Genomic DNA, 20,874 nt, shown 5'->3' with positions numbered 1-20,874 from the left:
GATCGCCGCGGTCCGGCCCGGTCACCCAAAGCCGTCGAGCCCCGCGGCCGCGAGGTCGACGTGCTCGGCGACGAGGTCGGCGGCGCGGTCGTAGGGAGACCGACCGTCGTCCGGCGCGCTTTCGTCCGACTGAGACGGTTCCGTGGGCCTCGACGCGCCCGCCGCCTCGAAGACGGTCGCCGCGAAGGCGTCGCGGACCGCCTCGTTCTCGAAGAGCCCGTGGAGGTAGGTCCCGAGCGCGCGGTCCGTCGCCGCGCTCTCCGGACCCAGCGGCCGGGGGACCTCTCCGATCGGCGACGACCGACCCATGTGGATCTCGTAGCCGGACGCGCTCCCGTCCGCACCCGTCAGCGGGCCGACGCCCTCGACGGACCGGGTCACGCGCTCGACGCGCTTCTCGGGCGAGAAGCGGGTCTCGACCGGGAGCACGCCGACGCCCTCGACCTCGGTCACCCCACCGGTTCCCTCGATGTCCGCGCCCGTGATCCGCTCGCCGAGGATCTGGTAGCCGCCGCAGATCCCGGCGATCGGTCCCTGGAAGCGGCGGATCGCGTCGTCGAGGCCCACCTCGCGCAGCGCGAGCAGGTCGTCGACCGTGTTCTTCGAGCCGGGGAGGACGACCGCGTCGGCGTCGGCGAGGGGGGAAGCAGCGGAGGCGTCGAGCGGGACGTACGCCACCCGGACGCCCGGTTCGCGAGCGAGCGGCTCCAGGTCGGTGAAGTTCGAGATGCGCGGGAGCCGCGGGACCGCGACCCGGACCGCGGACTCCTCGGGGACGCCGTCGTCCGCACCGAGGACGGCTCCGCCGCGCCCGGGGCCCCCGCCGCCCGCGCCTCCGCCGCCGGTTTCCGCCGCGTCCGGCAGCGAGAGGCTGTCCTCCGCCGGGAGCCCGGGGTCGTCGTGGGGGACGACGCCGACGATCGGAACCCCCGTCCGTTCCTCGATCTCCGCGACACCGGGCTCGAGGAGGGAGCCGTCGCCGCGGAACTTGGTGATGACCGCGCCGGCGACGCGGTCGCGCACGTCGTCGGGGAGGAGTTCGAGGGTGCCGTAGAGGCTCGCGAAGGCGCCGCCGCGCTCGATGTCGACCGCGATCAGGATCGCGGCGTCGGCGAAGCGCGCGCACTCGACGTTCGCGAGGTCGCGGTCGTGGAGGTTGATCTCGGCGATGCTCCCCGCCCCCTCCGCGACGACCACGTCGTAGTCGCCCGCCAGCCGGCGGTGGGCCGCGACCGCCGCGTCACGCGCCCGGTCCCAGTGCGACTCGTAGTACTCGCCGGCCGCGACGTGGTCGTCCGCCGCGCCGTCGATCACCAGCTGGCTCTCGCCGTCGCCGCGCGGCTTGAGCAGGACGGGGTTCATGTCGGTCGTCGCCGGGACCTCGGCGGCGCGCGCCTGCACGTGCTGGGAGACGCCGATCTCGCCCCACTCGCCGTCGGGCGCGAGCGCGACGCGGGCGTTGTTGCTCATGTTCTGCGCCTTGAACGGCGCGACCGAGACGCCCCGGCGCGCGAGCAGCCGACAGAGCCCGGCCGCGAGCGTGCTCTTGCCGACGTGGCTCGCGGTGCCGGCGATCAGGACGGTGTCGGCGTCGGTGTCGGTCACGGGGGGCACCCTCGGGGCACGCTCAGTACTCCGTCCCCCGCCGGGCGCGGTGGCCCGCGTCGAACGGGTGGGCATCCTTCCGGACGTTCGTGATCAGGTCGGCGACGCCGTCGAGGTAGTCGGGCTCGTCGTGGCTCCCGGTGAGGACGAGTTCGAGGTTCTCGGGCTTCGACGCCGCGAGCGCGACGATCGCCTCGGGGTCGACGAGCCCGCGGTCGGCGGCGTACAGCACTTCGTCCAAGATCAGCATGTGGACCCCCTCGTCGGGGTCGCCGTCGAGCGGGAGGGGTTCGGTCAGGTCCGCGTCGGCGGCGCCCGCGACGAGTTCCTCCGCGCGCTCGAACGCCGCGCTCGCCTTCGCCTCGTGCTCGTCGTCCGCGGAGCCGTCGAGGAGGCCGTGCCAGCCGTAGTGCCCGGCGTTCTCGTAGGAGAAGCCCGGCATGGCGGCGATTGCGTTGTACTCCCCCCTGACGCCCTCGACGCTGTCGGCGCCGCCCTTCATGAACTGGAGCATGTGGACGCGGTAGCCGTGGCCCGCGGCCCGGAACCCCATCCCCATCGCGGCCGTGGTCTTCCCCTTGCCGTCGCCCCACCACGCCTGCACGAGCCCGAACTCCTCGGGCGCGGCCGACTCGATCGGCTCCGGTTCGGGGGCGGCGCCACCGCCGGGAGTGCGGGCGGCCGTGTTCTCGCCGCTTTCGGCCGATACTTCGTCCGTCGGTGCGTCTTCGTCGCCGTCGGTGTCAGTGTCGTCGTGTGTCATAGCTCAAAAACCTCCGCCCGATCGTCGGCGACGACGCCGTGTTCGGCGTCGGCCGTCGGGCCGGGGTACTCGCCGTCCGGGTACCGCGACCGCAGGCTCGCGCGGACCGCGTCCCGGACGCAGACGCGGGCCGCCGCGCCGACCGGGGTGGCGCTGCCCGAGAACGCCGCCGGCTCCCCGGTCGGGTCGTCGCCGACGACCACGGCGTCGCTCGTCGTCCCCGGCACGCCCGCCGTCGCGAGCAGCGTCGCCGCCTTCGCCTCGGCCGCGACCGCGACGAGGTTCGCCGCCGCGCCGTCCGCGAGCCGGCGGGTCGTCCCGAGGATCAGGTTGACCGTGCCGGGTCGCCGAGCCGGCTCTCCGGTCGGCGCCTCGACCGGCGCCTCGGCGTCAGGCTCGGAGGAGCCGGCGTCGTCGTTCGCCGTTCCCGTCGGATCCACCGGTAGCATCGCCGGATTCGACAGGCCGGCGGTCGCGTACGCGACGACCGGGCCGCGGCGCGCGCCGCGGGCGTGGGCCATCGAGACGCCGGTGAACAGGGTCGGCGGGTCTCCGTCGTCGGCGAACCCCGCCCGCGCCAGCCGCTCCTCCCGGTACGCGCCGAGGTCGGTCCGGTCGAATCCCTCCGGCACCGAGACGTTGTAGGCGGTTCCGCCCCGCGATCGTCCCCCGTCCCAGCCGGTCGAGAGCCAGCGCGTCTCGGGGCGGCGCAGGCGGAGCACGCCCTCGCGCACCGTGGCGTCAAACATCGTCGTTCCCCGCGTCGGTCGCCCCCGCGTCACCCCTCGCGCCGTCCCTCACGCCCAGCGCCGCGAGCAGGCGGTCGTTCTCGGCGGGCCGGCGCACCGCCACCCGGACGTGCGAGTCGAGCCCGCGGAAGGTGGTCGCGTCCCGGACCGCGACGCCGCGGTCCCGGGCGTCCGCGACCACCCGCTCGACGGAGCGGCCGCCCGCCGCCTCTCCCACGTCGAGCAGCAGGAACGGCGCCTCGGAGGGGACCACGTCGTACCGCTCTGCGAGGGCCGTCGCCATCCGCGACCGCTCCGCTCGGACGCGCTCGCGGGTCTCTCGGACGAACGCGTCTTGTCGCATGCAGTACGCGCCGGTCGTAAGCGCCGGGACGCTCGCGTTCCACGGGCGACGGGCGCGCTCCAGCGCCGCGCCGAATTCGCCCGTCGCGACCGCGAACCCCGTCCGGATCCCGGGGAGCCCGAACAGCTTCGTCAGCGACCGCGCGACGACGACGCCCTCGGTCCCCGCGATCGAGGGGCGGTCGGTGAACCCGCGGAACGCCTCGTCGACGAGCAGAGGGGTGTCGGCCGCGCGGCACCGCGCCGCGAACCGCTCCAGTGCGGCCCGCTCGTAGTCGGTCCCCGTGGGGTTGTTCGGGGCGCAGACGACCGCGAGCGCGTGGTCTGCCGGGTCGGCGTCGAGGACCGCGTCGGCCGGGACGAAGGCGGGCTCGCCGCCCTGCAGTCGCACCTCCCGGGCGTACTCGCCGAAGCTCGGCGCCGGGAGCAGGGCGGTGTCCCCCGCGTCGACCGCGAGCCCGATCGTGAGCCTGATCGCGGCGAGCCCGCCCGGCGTCGGCACGACCGCCTCGGGGTCGCAGTCGACGTAGTCGGCTGCGGCCTCGCGGAACGCCGCCGGCGGCTCCGCGGGGTACGACCGCGCGTCGGCGAACGCCTCGCGGTACACCTCCTCGACGCCCGGCGGGACCTCGGGGTTGGTGTTCGCCGAGAAGTCGAGCAGGTCGGGGTCGTCGCTGCTGCCGTGCGGTTCGCGGTCGAGGCCGAGCGCGGTGTCGAGGTTCATCGGTCGGTGTGGTGTGTTGAATCGTCCGCCAGCAGTCGCTCTGCGGTCCGCACGTCCGACGGGTAGTTGACGTTGACGGCGATTCGGGCGTCGTCGGTGAGGTGGACCGCGCCCTCGCCGGCGTCGTCCGCGTCGTCCGCGGAGCCGTCAGCGTCGTCCCCCGTGCCGTTCCCGCCGTCGCCCGCCCGGCCGCCGACGACGTTGATCCCGGCGGGGACGACCTCGCGGCCGTCGATCTCGGTCGTCGCGTCCGCGCTGACGCCGAGTTCGCGCTTGCGGGCCGCGGGCACGCAGACGGTGAGCGAGTCGCCGTCGACGGCGCGGGCCGCGTCGAGGACCGCGTTCACCGCCGCGCCGTCGAGCAGCGGGAGATCGGCGGCGACGGTCAAGCGAGGTCGCCCGTCCGCGCCGATCGCCTCCATCGCGTGCTGCAGGTCGGCGACGTAGCCGTTTCCGGGCGCCTCGACGACCGACGGCGACGCCGACTCGCTCGCTCGCGCCGCGAGGTGTGCTCGCGTCCGCGTCGCGTGCGGGGAGACGACCGCGTGGATCGTCTCGACCCGGCTCTCGGCGAGCGCGTCGAGCACGCGGTCGACCATCGGCCGGCCCGCGACCTCGCGGAGCGGCTTCTCCGTCCCGCCGCCGAGGCGGGTGCCGCGGCCGCCGCACATCAGAAGCGCGTCCACGCGATCACCCCCGCGTGCAGCGCGGCGACCCGCGCGATCTCGGTGGTCGCACCGAGCGCGTCGCCGGAGATCCCGCCGAGCCGGCGTCGGGCCCACCGCGCGACGAGCGCCGCCGTCGCCAGCGCGGCGAGGAGCGCCGCGACGCCGGGAAGCACCCGCGGCCACGCGAGCAGCGCGGCAGGCGCTGCCAGCGCGATGACGGGGAGCGCCGAGCCGGGAGCTGACTCGTCGGTGAGCGCCGAGCCGAGCCCCTCGTGGGGCGCGTCGCCGACGCAGACGAGCGCCGCGGTCGCGGCCTTCGCGCCGACCTCCGCGGCGACGACGATCCCGAGCGCGGCGAGGGAGACGCCGCCGCTCCCCGCGGTCGCCGCGACCTCGACCACCGCGAGCGCGGCGGTCGCCAGCCCGAGCACGACCAACGCGAGCGCGACGGTCCCGCCGACACCGAGTCGGGAGTCCTTCAGCACGCGCCGGCGCTCCTCGCGGTCCCCGTGAACGGCGGCCGCGTCGCCGAGGTCGGCCACGCCGTCGAGGTGACCGATCCCGGTGACGGCGTAGACGGCGAGGACGAACCCGAGCGCGGCCGTTGGGGAGGGGACCGACGCCGGGGGCGAGGCGAGCAGCAGCGGGGCAGCGACCAGCCCGCCGACGAGGTACCCGACGACCGGGAACGTCCACGGCGAGCGCGCGAACGCCCCCCACGCCGCCTCGTCGCGACCGATCGGGATCCGAGTGAGGAAGCCGATCGCCCCGCGGAGCGCGGTCAAGACCATCCGACCACCCCCGCAGGGGTCGGGAGCCAACCGCGCGACAGCGCCCAGCCGACCGCCGCCAGCCATCCCGCCGCGAGGACGACCGCGACCCCGCCGGCGGCGCCGACGAGCCGGACCGCGCGCGTCGCGTCGGTGACGCTCGGCGGGCTCGCGTCCGGGTTGAGGACGTAGTGACCGGGCTTCTCCAGTCGCGCGTCGAGCGCGGCCGCAGCGGTCGCCATCGGCCACCCGGAGTTCGGCGACCTCGGCTCCCGCGCCCACGAGGCGCCTCGGCGGAGCGCGCCGAGGGATCCGGCCGCGAGCGCGAGACAGCCCGCGGTCGCGCGGGCCGGAACGAACATGACGGCGTCGTCGAGGCGGGCGCTCGCCCACCCGACCGGCTTCGAGCGGTAGCCGAGCATCGAGTCGAGCGTGTTGACGGCCTTCACCCAGACCGCGCCGGCGACGCCCGCGGCGAGCGGGAGGGCGGTCCCGGACCCGCCGACAGCGGCCCCGGCCGTCGGACCGACCGCCAGCCCGAGCGTCGCCCCCAGCGCGAACCCGCAGAGGGTGGCGACGAACCCGTCTGCGAGGTTCTCGGCCGCGCTCTCGATGGCCGCGCTCCGGAGGTCGGCCGGCGAGAGGTCAGTCGCGTCCCGGCCCGCGAGCGCCCGGAGCGACTCCCGTGCCGCGTCCGGGTCCGTCTCAGTCAGCCCGACGACCTCGGCGGTCGTCGCCAGCAGCAGCCGGAGGCTGACGGTGGAAAAGAGGAGCGCGCCGGCGACGAGGACGGGGATGGCGGGGGAGACCCGCGCGCTCGTCGCGCCCGCAACCGCGACGACCCCGCCCGCGACCGCCGCGGCGGCGAGCGGGAGCGCGACCGCGACCGCGACGCCGACGGGACGCGGGCGCGACCACGACCGGTCGAATCGCCCCACGATCGACCCGAACAGCGCGACGGGGTGGACCCGCGCCGGCGGCTCCGCGAGCGCCAGATCGAGCGCGACCGCGATCGTCAGCGCGGCGAGGGGGGCGAGCGCCGCGCCGAGAGGTGAACCGATCGCCATCGCGGTCACAGCCCGTCGAGGAACGCGTCGAACGCCCCGCTCTCCGGGTGGACGTGACAGTACGTTCCGAGCGTTCGGTGTTCGATCAGCCCGTCGCGGTCGCCGTCGATCCCGGTCCCGCGCTCCACGTCGAAGGCGAACCGGGCGTCGCTCGCGGCGTCGGCGGTCGAGTAGTGGAACTCGTGGCCGCGCAGGGTCGCGCCCGCCGACGCCGTCGGCGCGTCCCGCGTCGCCCGCAGTTCGACGTGATCGAGCGCCTGGTACCGGTCGCGCATGCGCACGTCGGCCGGGAGGACGCCCGCCATCGCGTGCGTCTCGCCCTCGGCGGTCGTCAGCGACTCCGCGAGCGCCATCAGCCCCCCGCACTCGCCGAGCACGGGAGTCCCCTCGGCGGCCGCGCTCGCGATATCGTCGAGCGCCGGGCTCGCCGCCAGTTCCGCGGCGTGAAGCTCTGGGTAGCCGCCGGGGAGGTAGACGCCGTCGCAGGGCGGGAGCGGGTCGCCCGCGACCGGAGCGAACGGTTCGACGGTCGCCCGCTCGCGCAGGCGCTCGACCGTCGCCGGGTACGCGAACCGGAAGGCGTCGTCGCGGGCGACCGCGACGCGCGGGCGGTCGGCGGTCGGCGCGACCGCTTGCGGTGGGTCCGGTGCGCCCGCCGGCTCCCGCGCGAGGTCGACGAGCCGGTCGACCCGGAGCCCCTCCGCGGCCGCGTCGAGTGCGTCGTCGGGCAGGGGCGACTCGTCACCCATGTGGAGCCCGAGGTGGCGGTCGGGAACTTCTAGGTCGTCGTTCGGCGGGATCCGACCGAAGTACGCGATCTCGTCCGGGAGCGCCTCCCGGATCCCGTCGGCGTGGCGCCCGCCGTGCGCGCGCTGGGCGATCACGCCGGCCACGTCGATGTCGCGACCGATTTTGTCGGCGTAGGCGCGGAACCCGAGCGCGGTCGCGGCGACGCTCTCCATGCCGGCGCTGGCGTCGACCACGAGCACGACCGGGAGGCCGAGCGCCTCGGCGACCGCGGCGGTGCTCGACCCGTCGCCGTCGTACAGCCCCATCACGCCCTCGACGACGCAGACGTCGCCCTCGCCGCGGGCGTAGTTCCGGCGGAGCCCGTCCTCGCCCTGTAACCACAGGTCCAGCGTGCGCGAGGGGCGCCCCGCCACGCGCTCGTGGTGGCTCGGGTCGATGAAATCTGGTCCGGCCTTCGCCGGCTGGACCGCGTGGCCGGCGCCGTCGAGCGCCCGGATCGCCGCGAGCGTCGCGACCGTCTTGCCGACCCCGGAAGCGGTGCCGGCGAGCACGATCCCCCTCATCGGGGAGCGCCTCCCGTCGCGCCTCCCGCCTCCCGCTCGGCCAGCAGGCGGTCGGTGAGCGCGGCCACGCGGTCGCGCACGTCGCCCGCGGGGACGCCGGCGCGCTCGGAGAGGGCCAGCGCGCCACCCATCCCGACGCCCTCCTTCGCCTCGCCGCGGGCGTACGCCGCCATCGCCGAGTGGTCGCTCTCGCCGAACGCCGGGTCGGTCGCGGCGAGCGTCAGCCCGAGGTCGTCCGCGAGCGCGCTCACGTCGGCGGAAGGGTCGTCGGCGACGAACGAGGTCGTCGCGAGCGGGAGCCGGCGCTCGACGCCCGCGTGTCGCGCGAGCGCGGCGACCGCCGCCAGTTGGGTCCCGCCCGCGAGCGTCACCGGCACGCCGCGTTCGACCGCGCCGACCACGAGGCCGGCGGCCGCGGCGAGGACGGGGTCGCCCATCAGTCGGAGCGCGTCGAGCGGGTCGCCCGCGGCGTCGCCGGCGGCGAGTCCGCCGGCGGCCAGCCCCTCCTCGACGACCGCGCGCTTGGTCCGAAGGGGGTTCGCCGGCAGCGACGAGGAGACCGCCGGGCGCTCGCCGAGCGCGGTGAGAACGCCGAGCGCGGTCGTCGTGCCGCCGGGGATCGTCTCGGCGACGAGGAGGTCGCGGTCGTCGGCGTCGATATCGCCGCCGTCGGGCGCGTCCGACCGCCCCTCCACCGCTGCCGGCACCATCCCCCGCGCCCGCTCGAAAATCGCCGCCGCGTCCGGGACGGGCTCCGGATCTCGCACGTCGCCGCCGGGCGCGGCGCCCGCGTCGAGGACCGGCGCCCCCGTCGGCGCCGTCGGGACCGCGAGGCCGGCGTCGATCCCGACGAACTCGAACCCGACGAGTTCGCGCACGGCGCGGGTGACGACCGCCGGAGTCGGGCAGCCGGAGGGGCTGACCGGGACGGCCGAGTCGGGAGCGGGACGCCCGTCGGCGACGATCTCGAGGTCGGCGCTCGGGGTGTGTTCCCGCAGTTCTGGGTCGGCGCCCGCGGCGCTGATCCCGTCGATCGCGGCGGTCGCGGTCGTTCCAGCGACGACCGCGAGGGTCACGTCCGTCACGCGACGCCCCCGGCTCGCCGCCCCGATCGGTCGAGTTTCTGGGCCGGTCGATCGCGTCCGTCGCCCGCCCGGTCGATGACAACCACTAGCGGTTGATTAGCACAAGTCGACTTTAATCGATCGGGACCCGACCCGTCGCGAACGGGCCCGTCGCGAACGCCGTCGCTACCCGTCGATGCGCGAATTCGAACCGCGCCCTACTCGGTGAGGGGGAGGAAGATCCCGAAGACGAACGGCGTGACGAGCGCGATCGCGGTGCCGAGGAACTCCAGATCGAGCAGGAGCCGCTCCTCCCAGCCGGGCACCTGCGCGCCCGTCATGTGGATGTACGCCTCGCCGACGGCCCCGATCAGGAACAGTCCGAGCCCGAGCAGGACGCCGCGTTTGGTGATCGTCGGATAGTCGAGGTTGCCGTATCGGCCAGCCATGCGCGAGGATCGCTCGGAGAATCGCATAAGGGTTGCCGTTCGGACGGGTTCATACCACCGCGAACGACCGGCCGTCAGCCCCGGAACAGCCGAACGACCTCGTCGCTGATACCGGCCCTGACGGCGACCAGATACCGGTAGCCGGGTTCCAACACCATCTCCGGCCCCGGGAGTTGGTTGCTGTCGCGTCCGGCGACGACGACCGACCCGCGCGGGAACGCGACGTCGCGGAGTTCGCGGTCGGCGACCGGCGCGTCGCCCGCCACGGTGAGTTCGAGCAGCGCGAGATCCCCCGTCACCTCCTCGATCGTCTGGACGCCGCCGCCGGCGACGTGGAGGATCTCGTTGGTCGCCGCGTGCGCCGCCAGCTCCTCCGGATAGACGACCCGGTCGACGAGCCCGTCGTACTCGTCCCGGTCGCCGTGGTCGATCCGCGCGACGGTCCCGATGTCGGGTTCGATCTCCGTCGCCATCGCGCAGATGCCGATGTTCGTCATCGCGCCGTAGCCGGTGAGCGCCGCGATGACGTCGCTCCGGTCGAGCCCCGCCTGTTGCAGGACCGATCGCCGGCCGCCGTCGCCGTGAATGACGGTCGCGTCGTACTGGTCGCTCAGGAACGCCACTCGCTCGGGGTCCTTCTCGACGACGACCACGTCGTGACCGCGCTCGGAGAGCTGGCGCGCGGCGTGATACCCGACGTGGTGACCGCCGACGATCACGACTCGTAAGTCCGCGCTCACTCGCCGGACTTCTGTGCGCAGCCAATTGTAGGTTACGCCCGGCCGAACCGTCGGAGCGGCGAACCGGCGAACCGGCGGAGCGACGAAACGACGGATCGCCCCGACGAAACGTGCGCGCTGGCGGGACCAGATTAATGTGGGTACGGTCGCGGCAATTGAGATAGCCTTCGCATGACCGCCCTCGGACGCGAACCCCGGATCACGAACGCATGAGCAGCCACGATCAGCGGAAACCGGAGGCCGAACTGGGCCTGCTGGACGCGACGATGATCGGGATGGGCGCGATGATCGGCGCGGGGATCTTCGTCCTCACCGGCCTCGCGGCCGAGATATCCGGGCCCGCAGCGCTGCTCGTCTTCCTGCTGAACGGGGTCGTCACCGCGTTTACCGGGCTCTCGTACGCGGAGCTCGCGTCCGCGATCCCGAAGAGCGGCGGCGGATACGCGTTCGTGCGGGAGATATTCGACGACTTCGGCTCGTTCATCATGGGATGGATGCTCTGGTTCGCGTACATGATCGCCGGCGCGCTGTACGCGCTCGGCTTCGCGCCGAACTTCCTCGAACTGCTCCACGTGTACGGCGTGGTGGCCCCGCCCGGTCAGGTGGGCGCGGTGGTCCTCCCGCTGCTCGGCGTGGGCGTCCCGGCGAAGTTCCTCCTCGCGTTCCTGGCGGTCGCCGGGCTCGTGGCGATGAACGCGGCGTCGACCGCCGCGAGCGGGAGCGCCGAGACGGTGTTCACGCTCGTGAAGGTGTCCATCCTCGTCGTGTTCGTCGCGTTCGGCTTCCTCTCGGCGGGCGGCGGCGGCGAGACCAGTTTCACGTTCCAGAACTTCGACCCGCTGTTTCCGGAGGGGGGCGGCGCGTTCAGCATCCTCCCCGCCATGGGCCTGACGTTCATCGCGTTCGAGGGGTACGACCTCATCACGACCGTCACCGAGGAGGTCGAGAACCCGCGCGAGAACATCCCGAAAGCCATCTTTGTCAGCTTGGCCGCCACCGTCGTCGTCTACCTCCTGGTCGTGACGGTGGCGATCGGAACGCTCGGCGCCTCGGAGCTCGCCGCCGCCGGCGAGGCCGGCATCGCGACGGCGGCGACCTCCTTTATGCCGACCGGCGTTCCCCTCATCCGGAACGGCGGCGCGCTCATCGTCTTCGGGGCGGTGTTCTCGACTATCACCGCGCTCAACGCGGTGGTGATCGCCTCGTCGCGCGTCGCCTTCTCGATGGGCCGAGAGGGCCAGTTGCTGCCGTCGATCGGGCGGATCCATCACCGGTTCGGCACGCCGTTCGTCGCGGTGCTGCTCAGCGCGGTCGTCATGCTCGGGTCCGTCGTGCTGCCCACGCAGAGCGCGGGGAACATGTCGAGCCTCTTCTTCCTGCTGTCGTTCATCATCGTCAACGTCGCGGTGATCAGGCTCCGCCGGGAACGACCGAGCATGAACCGCCCGTACGAGATCCCGTACTACCCGATCCCGCCGATACTGGCGATCGCGTTGAACGGGATACTCGCCGTCGTGCTGATCCGGTTTCTCGTCCGAACGGACCCGCTCGCGCTCCTGCTCAGCGTCGGGTGGGTCGGTGCGGGCGCGGTGACGTACGTCGCGCTGAACAGGCTCCGAGCGCGACGAGCCGCCGAGGAGGCCGAAGCGTCGACCGACCGGGCGACCGCGGACGGAGCGGGAGAGGACTGAGCCGACGGCGAGAGAGGACCGAACCGGCGGCAGACGCATCGACGGCGGGACCGCCGGCGAGCGGTCCGGTCACACCAGCCCGCCCGCGGTGAACACCGCGTAGCAGATCGCCACGAGCACGCCGGAGTGGAACAGCGCCGCGTAGCGCCCGCGGGAGGCGGTGCCGGCGAACCACCCGGACGCGAGCATCGTCGCCTGCGTGACGACGTACAGGCGGAAGCGTTCGAGATCCGGGAGCACCGTCTCCGGCTCGGTCACGAGGTCGGTGGCGCCGGCGAGGTCGGCGAGCCGCGCGGCGTCGATCACCTGCGTGTTGACCACGGCGACGACCGCCGCGACCAGCGCGGCCGCCGCCCAGCCGACCGCGACGTACGGGTGCATCGACGAGCGGAGCGCGCGCTGTTCGCTGTAGAGCCGCCCGACCTCGATCCGGAGCGTCTCGAAGACGGCGTCGGCGTCGCTCCCGGCGTTGAGGGCGTCGGTGACGAGCCCGAGCGTCCCCTCGGCCAGCGGGGTCCCGACGCGGTCGACGAACCGGTCGATGGCGGCCTCGCGAACGTCGGTCGCGGGGGTCGGCGCTTCGGCACCGTCCGCGCCCTTCCTTCGTTCCGCGCCCCCCGCGTTCCCCGTCGCGGTCGTCGACCGGAGCGCGAACGCGAGGTCGGCCACGTCGTCGTTGAGCACGCCGAGGTCGGCGTCCCGCCCGACCGCCTCGACCGCCGCGGGGAAGGGACGCCCCTGCGCGACGTGGCCCGAGACAGCGTGGACGAAGTCCGTCAGCTCCCGGTCCTTCGCGTCGTCGATCCGGGTCCGTCTCCCCGCGACGGCGCCGACGGGGACCGCGAACGCGGCGTACGAGAGCAGCCCCACGTTGACGAGGGTGTAGCCGGAGGCGGCGAGTCCGACCGCGAGCAGGCTCGCGGGCGGCGCGCAGACGACCGCGGCGCTGGCCGGATTGCGGCCGGCCGAGGCGAGGATCGCGCGCGGCGTCGCCGGCAGGTCGTAGCTCGCGCGCTGGTTCGGCGGGCGGAGCGTGCCGACCGCGACCGCTCCGGCGAGGCCGATGGCGACGAGGAAGGCGACGGCGCCGTAGAGGACGACCGCGCGCGTCGGCACCACGCCGACCGGGGTGTCGACCGGCGGGAGCAGCTCCGGGACGACGACGGTGAGCGCGGTCGCCGCGATGACGAGCAGCGCCGGCAACACCAACACGACGACGAACAGCTCCGTGAGCAGCTCCAGGAATCGCCGGGCGCGCTTCCGGGCCCGGTCCTGCCGGTGCGCGAGCATCCGACTCTCCCGCTGAAGGTACTCCGCGAGCGCCGCGTCGCCGGTGGCCGCGTGCTTCCGGAACTTCAGCAGGAACGGGGCGAGCAGCTCCCGCGAGGGCGTGTCGCGGGCGACCCGTCGGAGCCCCTCGTCGAGGCTTCCGGCGAGCCGCGCGGCGTTGAGCGCCTTCCGCAGCGAGGCCGCGGTCCCGCCGTACGCGTCGTTCGCGGCGGCCTTCTCGACCATCTCTCGGGGACCGTCGCTCCCGGCGGCGAGCAGTTCGAGGTATCGGACCGCGGGGGGGAGCGTCCGCTCGATGTCGGTCCGGCGCGTCGCCGTGAGCCACCGGAGGTGGAGTCCCCCGAGCCGCACCGTCGCGCGCTTCGCGAGGAACCCGGCGATCCCGGCGGCGACGACGGCGGCGCGATCGGGAGACAGCGATCCGATCGGAACCGGCGAGCGAGCGCCGAACCGAGCGTCGACCGCCGCGAGCAGACCCGGAGCAGTCGACGCGGCGACGAGCAGCGCCGGGACGATGACGGCGACGCAGACGGCCCACGAGAGCCCGTACACCCGCGACAGGTACGTCTCGAACCCCGTGTCGAGCGCGGTTCCGCGGTACCGCTTCCGGTCTGCGTCGTGCCGGCGGTCGCCCGCGTGGCGCGCGAACAGGGCGTACAGCACGCGGTCGACCACCGAGGAGCCGCCGGCCCGAGTGTACCCGTCGCTCTCGGCCGCGTCGAGGGCGCGACGGCCGCCCGCGGCGTCGGGTCCGCTCTGTGAGGTCTCGCTCACGACCGCCCCTCCCCGCCCGCGGTTCGAGCGGCGCGCTCAACGGTCGCCGCCTCGTCGGTCCGGAGGTCGGCGAGGAACTCGAACAGCGCGTCGAAGTCGTCGACCCCCTCGCGGACGAGGTACTCGACGTACCGGCGCTTGGACGCGAACTCGGACTCGACGGCGCCGACGTCGCGGTCGGTGTGGTCGGCGATGCGAGCGAGCGCGTGGAGGCGACGCCCGTTACCGGGCGCGGTCGACGCGGTCAACGCCCCACTCTCGGGCGCGCCCGGGAACCGGAACCCGCCGTCGGCGTCGCGCCACGCGACCGTGTTGTAGTACACGTTCTCGGTCCCCTTGTCGACGACGCCGGCGCCGCCGTGTTTGGGGTTCCCCGTCGGGCTGCGCGTCGCCTCGGGGTCGAGCGTCTCGTACTCCGCCTCGGAGAGCAGTTCGACCGCCCGCGAGACGTAGCGCTCGCCGTCGACCTGCCGCGGGAAGACGACGAGGTCGACCTCGCGGAGGAGGTAGGCGGGGAGCCCCCGCTCGATCACGCGGTTGACGAGCGCCTCCACGTCCTCGGCGTGAGTGGTGCCGATCACGCCGTGGCCCGTGTTCAGCGTCTCCGCGAACGTCTCGAAGCTCGCGGGGGTGTTGATCTCGGCGATCACCTCCACGTCGGGGTTGAGGTAGTTCGCTTCGGCCATCAGCTCCGACATGCTCACGGCCTTGTACGCGTCCTCGTGATCGCGCGTCGTGAGCGACACCCCGGTCTCGTGCGGAAGCCGGACCTCGCGGGACCCCTCGTCGATCGACACCGGGCGGTCGTCGAACGGGATGAAAGGCGTGTGAGCATTTAGCAGGGTCGTCTTCCCCACCCCGGTCGGCCCGGCGAAGAGGACAGTCCCCCGGTGCTCGTACAGGAGCCACAAAAGCGTGACCAGATCGGGAGAGAGCGTCCCCCGATCGACCAGATCGACGGGCGTCAGGGCGTCCGCGCTCTGTTTGCGGATCGAGACGTGCGGGCCGCCCTCCGAGATGACGGGGAGCGCCACCGCACACCGGATCGTCTCGTCGACGCCGTCGACGTCGAGGTTCACCTTCGCCGACGGCGTCGACGCGTTGAGCTCGGTGCCGTCGCGGGCGGCCAGCCCGGTGACGACGTTGACGAACGCGGTCTCGTCGTCGAACGCGAGGTTGGTCGGGACGCGTCGCCCCGCCTCCGCGGGGCCCCCGGCGCCCCCGACGCCACCCTCCCCGCCCCCCTCCAGGATCGAGGCGCGCGGAACCACCTTCACGCGCTCGCCGACGCGGTTCGCCTCCACGTCCTCCAAATTCGGGTCGCGGATCGGGACCGTGAGGATCCCCTCCCCGACGAAGTCGCGGAGCACGTAGTACGCGAGGTCGTCGAGCCGGTCGTGGGCGTACCGGGAGTCGACCGGCGGGACCGCGAGCCCGCGGTCGGCCAGCGCGGACCGGGCGCGGTGAGCCGCCGCGCCGAGCCACGCGCGGGTGTTGCGCGCGGTGAGTCGCCGCGAGAGGAACCGGCGGGCGTGCTCGGCGACGAAGGCCTCGCGGTCGTCGACGACGCCGTTGACGGTCGTCTCCCAGATGCGCTGTTTGCACTCCTCGATCAGTGCCTCGTCGCCGGGGAGGAGGTCGGGCTCGCGGACGGCGTACTTCGTCTCGAACGCGTCGGAGCCGAGCAGTCGCTCGCGGGCGACGACCACCTCGACCGAGAGCCCGGCGAAGCCGACCGCGTACCGGGCGAGCCGCTCGGCGGCGACGCGCTCGACGTACTCGGCGTCGGCGTCGATACCGGTCTCTAAGGGCGCGAACGTCTCGGTGTGGACGACCAGCTCGCGCTCGTCGCCCACGTCGGCCACCTCGATCCGGTCGTCTAAGGCGAGCGGCGTCACGTCGCCGAGGAGCCGCAGATCCCGAAGCGCGTGGTAGTCGATCCGGCGGCGCGCCGCCGCGCTGGCGTCGAGCAGCCGGTCGAGCGCGCGCTCGTACTTCGGCTCGAACCCCGCCTCGGCGCGCTCGTTCACGCCGACCCGCGTGAGGGGTCGGCGGTGGCGAACCCCCGAGAAGTGGTCGCGGACGCGGTCGAGCGCACTCTCGTCGGCCGCCGACAACGGGGGCTCGCGAACGTCGTAGCCGAACCGGCCGCCGTCGCGCTCGCGGACGGTCGCGACGACCCCCGGCTCCGATTCGTACTGCGCGCGAACCGCGGGCGCGTACCACGCCTCGGGGTCGTCCGGCGGCACCGGCGCTGGGACCGCACCGCCCGAGTCGTCGTCCGCGTCGTCGACGATTCGGAGAGTCGGCCCGTCGCTCACGGCCCGACTCCCCGCGTCGCTCGGTTCGTCGCGGCGTCGGCGTCGAGTCTCCGCGTCATCGTTCGATCGGCGGGTGGTCGGCGACCCGGTTTAAGGGTTCTTTTCTGTCAGAACGTCGTAATTTCAGCATTCGAAAACGTTCGTTCTAACGGTCTGATTTGGCGCTGTCGACCCGCCTCCCGAGCGCGAGAGACGTTAATTATAGTTCGATCAAATTTTCACATATGAAAACCGATTTATGACGCTCTCTGCAACTCGCGTTTCACGACTCAATGAGCGCTTCACTGTCGAGCGGCGTGCAGCGTACCATTCTCCGGTATCAGCACGTCTTCGTGTTCCTCGCCCCCCTCCTGTTCGTCGCGGGGGTGTACAGCTTCGCGCCGACGCCGGCCGACGCCGGCGCCGGCTACTGGACCGAGTACTGGTGGCTGTTCGTCGCGTTCGGCATCGGCGCGACCATCGTCAACACCGTCGGGATCAGCGGGTCGGCGCTGTTCGTCCCGTTCCTCATCTTCGTCTTCCCGCTCGTCGCGTACCCGCTGGAACCGACGACGCTGGTGAAGATCGGGCTCATCAGCGAGTCGTTCGGGCTGTCGAGCTCGTCGCTCGCGTTCATCCAGTACGGGCTCGTGGACCGGCGGCTCTCGCTGTCGCTCGTGCTCGGCGGCGTCCCCTTCGTCGTCGGCGGCGCGCTCCTCTCCTTCGTCATCCCCGAACCGCTCTTTCACGCGCTGTTGGGGATCGCCCTGATCGCGGCGTCGTATCTGCTCTTCCGAGCCGATCTGGGACACGGGGAGCCGACGGGAAGCGGGGACGGTGAGGAAGTCGCCGCGGACGGCGGGTCGCCCCGAGACCTCCCGGACGACGCGAACAAGCTCGGTCCCGCGGGCGTCGACACCGACGAGTCCGGCACGGTCACTCGGGTCGACCGCGACGGCGACGACTACGTCTACTCGCGCGGCGGCTACCTCGAACGGTTCGCCAACTACAGCGTCGGCGGCGTGTTCCAGGGGCTCGCCGGCTTCGGTATCGGTGAACTCGGGATCATCTCGATGCTCCGCACGCAGGTCCCGGTCCGCGTGGCGATCGGAACCAACCACATCGTCGTCGCGACCACCGCCGTGCTGGCGTCCGTCGTGCACGTGTTCGGCGGTGGGCTAGTCGGCGGCCACACGATGGACCTGGCGACGACGCCGTGGAACATGGTCGTCTGGACCGTTCCGGCGACCACCCTCGGCGGCCAGATCGCGCCGTACGTCTCGACGGCGCTGAACACCGAGACGATCAAGCTGGGCGTGGGCGGGCTGTTCGCGGTCATCGCCGTCGCGCTGTTCGCGATGGCCGGCGGCGGGATCTGACGGCTCTCCCGTCACTCTCGCGGGTAGTCGTACGCGAGGACCTCGTTCGCGTTCTCGTCCAGCACGATGACCGTGTCGCCGTCGTTGTTCCACACCGGCTGTCCCGCGTCCCAGTAGAGGTCCGTCTCGGTCCACTCGCCCGCCCCGGTGTGGAGGCGGAACGCGTCGCCCGCCTGCAGGACGAACTCGCTCGGCAGGTGGAACTCCCAGCCCGTCTCGTCGCGAACGGTGTGCTCCGAGAGGTCGAGTTCCTCGTCGCCGTCGTTTCGGAACTCGACGTACTCCTCGGTGAGGTTCTCCCTGTCGTCGCCCTCGGGGTCGACGTGGAGGTTCGAGACGACCAACTGCGGCTCCTCTCTGTCGGCGTTCTCGAACCCGCCCGGTTTGACGACGTCGCGGCCCCGCACGTACGTCTTCTCGCCCGCCTTCGAGACGAGGTACCCGTACGCCGAATCGAGCGAGAAGTTCGCCGCCTTCGCCTTGTACTGCAGGCGGAGCGAGTCCCCCTCCATCGCATACGACTGGGGCTGAGCGGCGTTCTGTCCCGCGAGATACCGCTTCGAACCGAAGTTCACCGCGTAGTTCCCCGGGTCGAGCTCGTCGGGGGCGACCCACTCGCTCTCGTCGACGCCGGACGGTGGCCGTTTCACCGCCACGGTCAGCGACTCGTTCGAGTAGGGGTCGAACTCGGCCACCTCGGAGTCCGGCATGATGTCGAGGTTCGCCTTCTTCACCGTCTTCCCCTTCGTCGGCTTGATCTTCACCGGCTTCTCCCGAAACAGGTCGTGTCGGATCAGGCTCCCCAACTCGCCCGAGACGAACGTCCAGGCGTCGACGCCTCGCAGAGTTTTCGGGGTCACGCTGATCGTGAAGTCCTCGCGGTCCAGCCCGCCCCAGAACGCGCCGCCGTCACTCGTGTTCGTGCCCCACTCCCACTTCACCTTCGCGTTGCCGCCGTCCCACTTCTCGAAGTCGTCGCTCACGCTCATCGGGTCGTCGCGCACCGCCCACTCGCCCTGATCGCGGCTCAATCCCGAGAACGAGAAGGCCGCCGTTCCCCCGTGATCAACGTCGGTAGACCCGTGCAGGAAGACCAGCGAGGAATTCACCGGCCCGTCGTAGATGAACATCCGCGAGGCGGCGTCCGTCTGAACGATGTCCCCCTCCGGGCTCGCGGAGGTGTCCGTGTAGTCGTAGAACTGCTCGACGTTCATCTCGCCTTTCGAGATCGGATCGACCTCGTACCGGAGATAGCCCTGCTGGAGGAGGAACGGCGACTCCGCTCCCCCCGATCCGGAACCCATCGACAGGTACGCACCCGCGCCGCCGAGAGCGAGAACGCCGACGGCCCCGCCGCTGATCGCGAACTCGCGGCGACCGAGCCCCGACTCGTTCTCCCCGCTCGCGTCGCCATCCCGCGCCGAAGACTCCGACCGTGCCCCCGGCTCGTCAGTAGAATCACTCACGGTCGAAGCGCTGCGTTCGGATCGAAAAAGGAGGACGGCCAAAGCACGTAGGTGTGGGATTTGGCCTCACCCGCGGGAGCGACGCCGACCTTTTGTGACGCGCACCGGTAGCGGGTCCCATGCGCGCAGCCATTTTCAACGGCCCCGGCGACATCGACGTCGAGGAGCGACCCCGTCCCGAGATCGAGGCTCCGACCGACGCGATCGTCCGGGTGACTCACACCGCGGTCTGCGGCTCCGACCTGTGGTTCTACCGCGGCGACAGCGACCGCGACGAGGGCTCCCCGGTCGGCCACGAGCCGATGGGGATCGTCGAGGCGGTCGGCGACGCGGTCACCTCTGTCGCCCCCGGCGACCGCGTGCTCGCCCCCTTCGCCATCTCCTGCGGCGAGTGCGAGTTCTGCCGCAAGGGGCTCCACACCTCCTGCGTGAACGGCGACTCGTGGGGCGGCGACAACGGCGGCGGTCAGGGCGAGTACGTCCGGTCGACCCACGCCGACGGGACGCTGGTTCGGGTTCCCGACCGGTTCGCGGACGACGAGGACACGCTCCGGTCGCTGCTTCCGCTGACGGACGTGATGGGAACCGGCCACCACGCGGCCGTCAGCGCGGGCGTCGAGACGGGGTCGACGGTCGCGGTGATCGGCGACGGCGCGGTCGGGCTCTGCGGCGTGCTCGCGGCCCGCCGGCTCGGCGCCGAACGGATCGTCGCGGTGGGTCACCACGAGGACCGGCTCGCGATCGCCGAGGAGTTCGGCGCAACGGAGACCGTCTCGGAGCGCGGCGAGGCCGCCGTCGAGCGGGTCCGCGAGCTCACCCACGGCGGACCGAACCACGTGATGGAGTGCGTCGGCGCCGCGAGCGCGATGAACACCGCGATCGACGTCGTGCGCCCCGGCGGCACCGTCGGCTACGTCGGCGTCCCCCACGGGGTCGAGGACGAGGGACTCGACGTGTTCGGGCTGTTCGGCGACAACGTGACGCTCGCGGGCGGCGTCGCCCCGGTGCGCGCCTACGCCGAGGAGCTGATGGCCGACGTGCTTCAGGGCACCCTCGACCCGGCGCCGATCTTCACCGAGACCGTCGGCCTCGACGAGGTCGCCGAGGGATACCGCATGATGGACGAGCGCGAAGCGATCAAGGTGCTCGTCAAGCCGTAGAAACGCCCGTCTCGGCCGCTTCCCTCCGCTCTCGGCGTAATCCTTATCTGCCGGAAGTCATTGGTAATAATGGTCATGTGTCATCACTACTCCGAGGCGCGCTCGATCGAGGAGCTCCGAGAGCGTCACCGATCCGAGGAGGCGGACGCACGGCCCGACGAGATCTCCGACGCCGAGGCCGTCGACGATCCGGCGGGCGAGCCCGAGGAGCGCGACCCCCCGGCCGAACCGCGTTCCCCGGCGGACGACTGACGCGGTCGGGGCCGGTTCCGCCCCGAACCCCGACGATTTCTCGCGGTCGACTCGCGGTGAGTGACTCCGGTTCGATCGGGAGAGAGGTCTCGCAGAGCGGCCCTCACCGGGTCTTCACCCGGTTCCGCTTCAGAGAAAATACCCCCGCGTGAGGTATCTTTATTTTCATGGACGAGCGTGATAGACTCGCTATATGACGGACGTTACCCTTCGCCGGACGCAGCTTGCAACGCCCGCGAGCGACGAGAAGATGATGCACTCGGCGGCCGACAGCGACGCCGACGAGGTGTTTCTCGACTTGGAGGACT

Annotated in this window: 18 protein-coding genes and 1 pseudogene; 5 read left to right on the top strand and 14 right to left on the bottom strand. The window is 72.6% G+C overall.

Features of this window, described 5'->3' with window-relative positions; translation table 11 throughout:
* Positions 1-21 precede the first annotated feature (21 nt).
* The 11 genes from C471_RS11025 to C471_RS10975 all read right to left on the bottom strand — a co-directional run bounded on the left by C471_RS11025 (position 22) and on the right by C471_RS10975 (position 10,254).
* The gene (locus C471_RS11025; RefSeq protein WP_004049034.1) at positions 22-1,605 is read right to left on the bottom strand and encodes a cobyric acid synthase; all 1,584 of its coding nucleotides are present in this window, start codon (positions 1,603-1,605) and stop codon (positions 22-24) included.
* 22 nt (positions 1,606-1,627) lie between these two features.
* Positions 1,628-2,368 carry a cob(I)yrinic acid a,c-diamide adenosyltransferase gene (locus C471_RS11020; RefSeq protein WP_004049032.1) on the bottom strand — a complete coding sequence of 247 codons (741 nt, stop codon included), beginning with the start codon at positions 2,366-2,368 and terminating at the stop codon, positions 1,628-1,630.
* Positions 2,365-3,117, bottom strand: coding sequence for an adenosylcobinamide amidohydrolase (locus C471_RS11015; protein WP_004049030.1), 753 nt, complete (start codon positions 3,115-3,117; stop codon positions 2,365-2,367). Before C471_RS11015 ends, C471_RS11020 begins: the two co-directional genes overlap by 4 nt.
* Positions 3,110-4,183, bottom strand: coding sequence for a pyridoxal phosphate-dependent aminotransferase (locus C471_RS11010; protein ID WP_004049028.1), 1,074 nt, complete (start codon positions 4,181-4,183; stop codon positions 3,110-3,112). The genes C471_RS11015 and C471_RS11010 overlap by 8 nt, the downstream gene beginning before the upstream one ends.
* Positions 4,180-4,854, bottom strand: a complete 675-nt coding sequence (locus C471_RS11005) for a GTP--adenosylcobinamide-phosphate guanylyltransferase (protein ID WP_049909318.1) — start codon at positions 4,852-4,854, stop codon at positions 4,180-4,182. Before C471_RS11005 ends, C471_RS11010 begins: the two co-directional genes overlap by 4 nt.
* Entirely contained in the window at positions 4,854-5,642 is a 789-nt protein-coding gene (gene cobS / locus C471_RS11000; protein WP_004049024.1) for an adenosylcobinamide-GDP ribazoletransferase, read from the bottom strand. Before cobS ends, C471_RS11005 begins: the two co-directional genes overlap by 1 nt.
* The gene (locus tag C471_RS10995) at positions 5,633-6,688 is read right to left on the bottom strand and encodes a CobD/CbiB family cobalamin biosynthesis protein (RefSeq protein ID WP_049909317.1); all 1,056 of its coding nucleotides are present in this window, start codon (positions 6,686-6,688) and stop codon (positions 5,633-5,635) included. Before C471_RS10995 ends, cobS begins: the two co-directional genes overlap by 10 nt.
* 5 nt (positions 6,689-6,693) lie before the next feature.
* Positions 6,694-8,001, bottom strand: a complete 1,308-nt coding sequence (locus C471_RS10990; RefSeq protein ID WP_004049020.1) for a cobyrinic acid a,c-diamide synthase — start codon at positions 7,999-8,001, stop codon at positions 6,694-6,696.
* Positions 7,998-9,086, bottom strand: coding sequence for a nicotinate-nucleotide--dimethylbenzimidazole phosphoribosyltransferase (locus C471_RS10985; RefSeq protein ID WP_004049018.1), 1,089 nt, complete (start codon positions 9,084-9,086; stop codon positions 7,998-8,000). The genes C471_RS10990 and C471_RS10985 overlap by 4 nt, the downstream gene beginning before the upstream one ends.
* 197 nt (positions 9,087-9,283) lie before the next feature.
* A complete protein-coding gene (locus tag C471_RS10980; RefSeq protein WP_049909316.1) occupies positions 9,284-9,514 on the bottom strand; it encodes a DUF7860 family protein in 231 nt (76 codons plus the stop codon).
* Positions 9,515-9,588: 74 nt separating this feature from the next.
* Positions 9,589-10,254, bottom strand: a complete 666-nt coding sequence (locus C471_RS10975; protein ID WP_049909314.1) for a potassium channel family protein — start codon at positions 10,252-10,254, stop codon at positions 9,589-9,591.
* Between the two features lie 209 nt (positions 10,255-10,463).
* On the opposite strand from C471_RS10975, the gene C471_RS10970 reads away from it, so the two are divergent.
* Complete coding sequence (locus tag C471_RS10970) at positions 10,464-11,945, top strand: APC family permease (RefSeq protein ID WP_004049013.1); 1,482 nt, start codon at positions 10,464-10,466, stop codon at positions 11,943-11,945.
* A gap of 69 nt (positions 11,946-12,014) precedes the next feature.
* On the opposite strand, the gene C471_RS10965 is transcribed toward C471_RS10970, so the two are convergent.
* A complete protein-coding gene (locus C471_RS10965) occupies positions 12,015-14,009 on the bottom strand; it encodes a type II secretion system F family protein (protein WP_004049011.1) in 1,995 nt (664 codons plus the stop codon).
* Positions 14,006-16,330, bottom strand: a complete 2,325-nt coding sequence (locus C471_RS10960) for a type II/IV secretion system ATPase subunit (protein ID WP_004049010.1) — start codon at positions 16,328-16,330, stop codon at positions 14,006-14,008. The genes C471_RS10965 and C471_RS10960 overlap by 4 nt, the downstream gene beginning before the upstream one ends.
* A gap of 272 nt (positions 16,331-16,602) precedes the next feature.
* Here C471_RS10960 and C471_RS10955 point away from each other — a divergent pair, with 272 nt between their 5' ends.
* Positions 16,603-17,688 (top strand): sulfite exporter TauE/SafE family protein, encoded by a 1,086-nt coding sequence (locus C471_RS10955; RefSeq protein ID WP_049909312.1) that lies wholly within the window; start codon positions 16,603-16,605, stop codon positions 17,686-17,688.
* 11 nt (positions 17,689-17,699) lie between these two features.
* Here C471_RS10955 and C471_RS10950 read toward each other — a convergent pair whose 3' ends face one another.
* The gene (locus C471_RS10950; protein ID WP_004049005.1) at positions 17,700-19,154 is read right to left on the bottom strand and encodes a lamin tail domain-containing protein; all 1,455 of its coding nucleotides are present in this window, start codon (positions 19,152-19,154) and stop codon (positions 17,700-17,702) included.
* A gap of 119 nt (positions 19,155-19,273) precedes the next feature.
* Between C471_RS10950 and C471_RS10945 the strand changes: the two genes are divergently transcribed.
* The 3 genes and pseudogenes from C471_RS10945 to C471_RS18290 all read left to right on the top strand — a co-directional run.
* Positions 19,274-20,314, top strand: coding sequence for a zinc-dependent alcohol dehydrogenase family protein (locus C471_RS10945; protein WP_004049003.1), 1,041 nt, complete (start codon positions 19,274-19,276; stop codon positions 20,312-20,314).
* Between the two features lie 75 nt (positions 20,315-20,389).
* Entirely contained in the window at positions 20,390-20,566 is a 177-nt protein-coding gene (locus tag C471_RS17720; RefSeq protein WP_169332429.1) for a hypothetical protein, read from the top strand.
* A gap of 193 nt (positions 20,567-20,759) precedes the next feature.
* Positions 20,760-20,874 (top strand): annotated as a pseudogene (locus C471_RS18290) (HpcH/HpaI aldolase/citrate lyase family protein); the annotation flags it as partial.

The organism is Halorubrum saccharovorum DSM 1137 (assembly GCF_000337915.1).
Classification (GTDB): domain Archaea; phylum Halobacteriota; class Halobacteria; order Halobacteriales; family Haloferacaceae; genus Halorubrum; species Halorubrum saccharovorum.
The sequence above is the reverse complement of the archived record's forward strand: the minus strand, read 5'-3'. Positions and strand labels throughout refer to the sequence as shown.

Coding starts and splice junctions, on each gene's coding strand:
- C471_RS11020 (WP_004049032.1), bottom strand. CDS start 2,368: ATGACACACGACGACACTGACACCGACGGCGACGAAGACGCACCGACG.
- C471_RS11015 (WP_004049030.1), bottom strand. CDS start 3,117: ATGTTTGACGCCACGGTGCGCGAGGGCGTGCTCCGCCTGCGCCGCCCC.
- C471_RS11010 (WP_004049028.1), bottom strand. CDS start 4,183: ATGAACCTCGACACCGCGCTCGGCCTCGACCGCGAACCGCACGGCAGC.
- C471_RS11005 (WP_049909318.1), bottom strand. CDS start 4,854: ATGTGCGGCGGCCGCGGCACCCGCCTCGGCGGCGGGACGGAGAAGCCG.
- cobS (WP_004049024.1), bottom strand. CDS start 5,642: ATGGTCTTGACCGCGCTCCGCGGGGCGATCGGCTTCCTCACTCGGATC.
- C471_RS10995 (WP_049909317.1), bottom strand. CDS start 6,688: ATGGCGATCGGTTCACCTCTCGGCGCGGCGCTCGCCCCCCTCGCCGCG.
- C471_RS10990 (WP_004049020.1), bottom strand. CDS start 8,001: ATGAGGGGGATCGTGCTCGCCGGCACCGCTTCCGGGGTCGGCAAGACG.
- C471_RS10980 (WP_049909316.1), bottom strand. CDS start 9,514: ATGGCTGGCCGATACGGCAACCTCGACTATCCGACGATCACCAAACGC.
- C471_RS10970 (WP_004049013.1), top strand. CDS start 10,464: ATGAGCAGCCACGATCAGCGGAAACCGGAGGCCGAACTGGGCCTGCTG.
- C471_RS10955 (WP_049909312.1), top strand. CDS start 16,603: ATGAGCGCTTCACTGTCGAGCGGCGTGCAGCGTACCATTCTCCGGTAT.
- C471_RS10945 (WP_004049003.1), top strand. CDS start 19,274: ATGCGCGCAGCCATTTTCAACGGCCCCGGCGACATCGACGTCGAGGAG.
- C471_RS17720 (WP_169332429.1), top strand. CDS start 20,390: ATGTGTCATCACTACTCCGAGGCGCGCTCGATCGAGGAGCTCCGAGAG.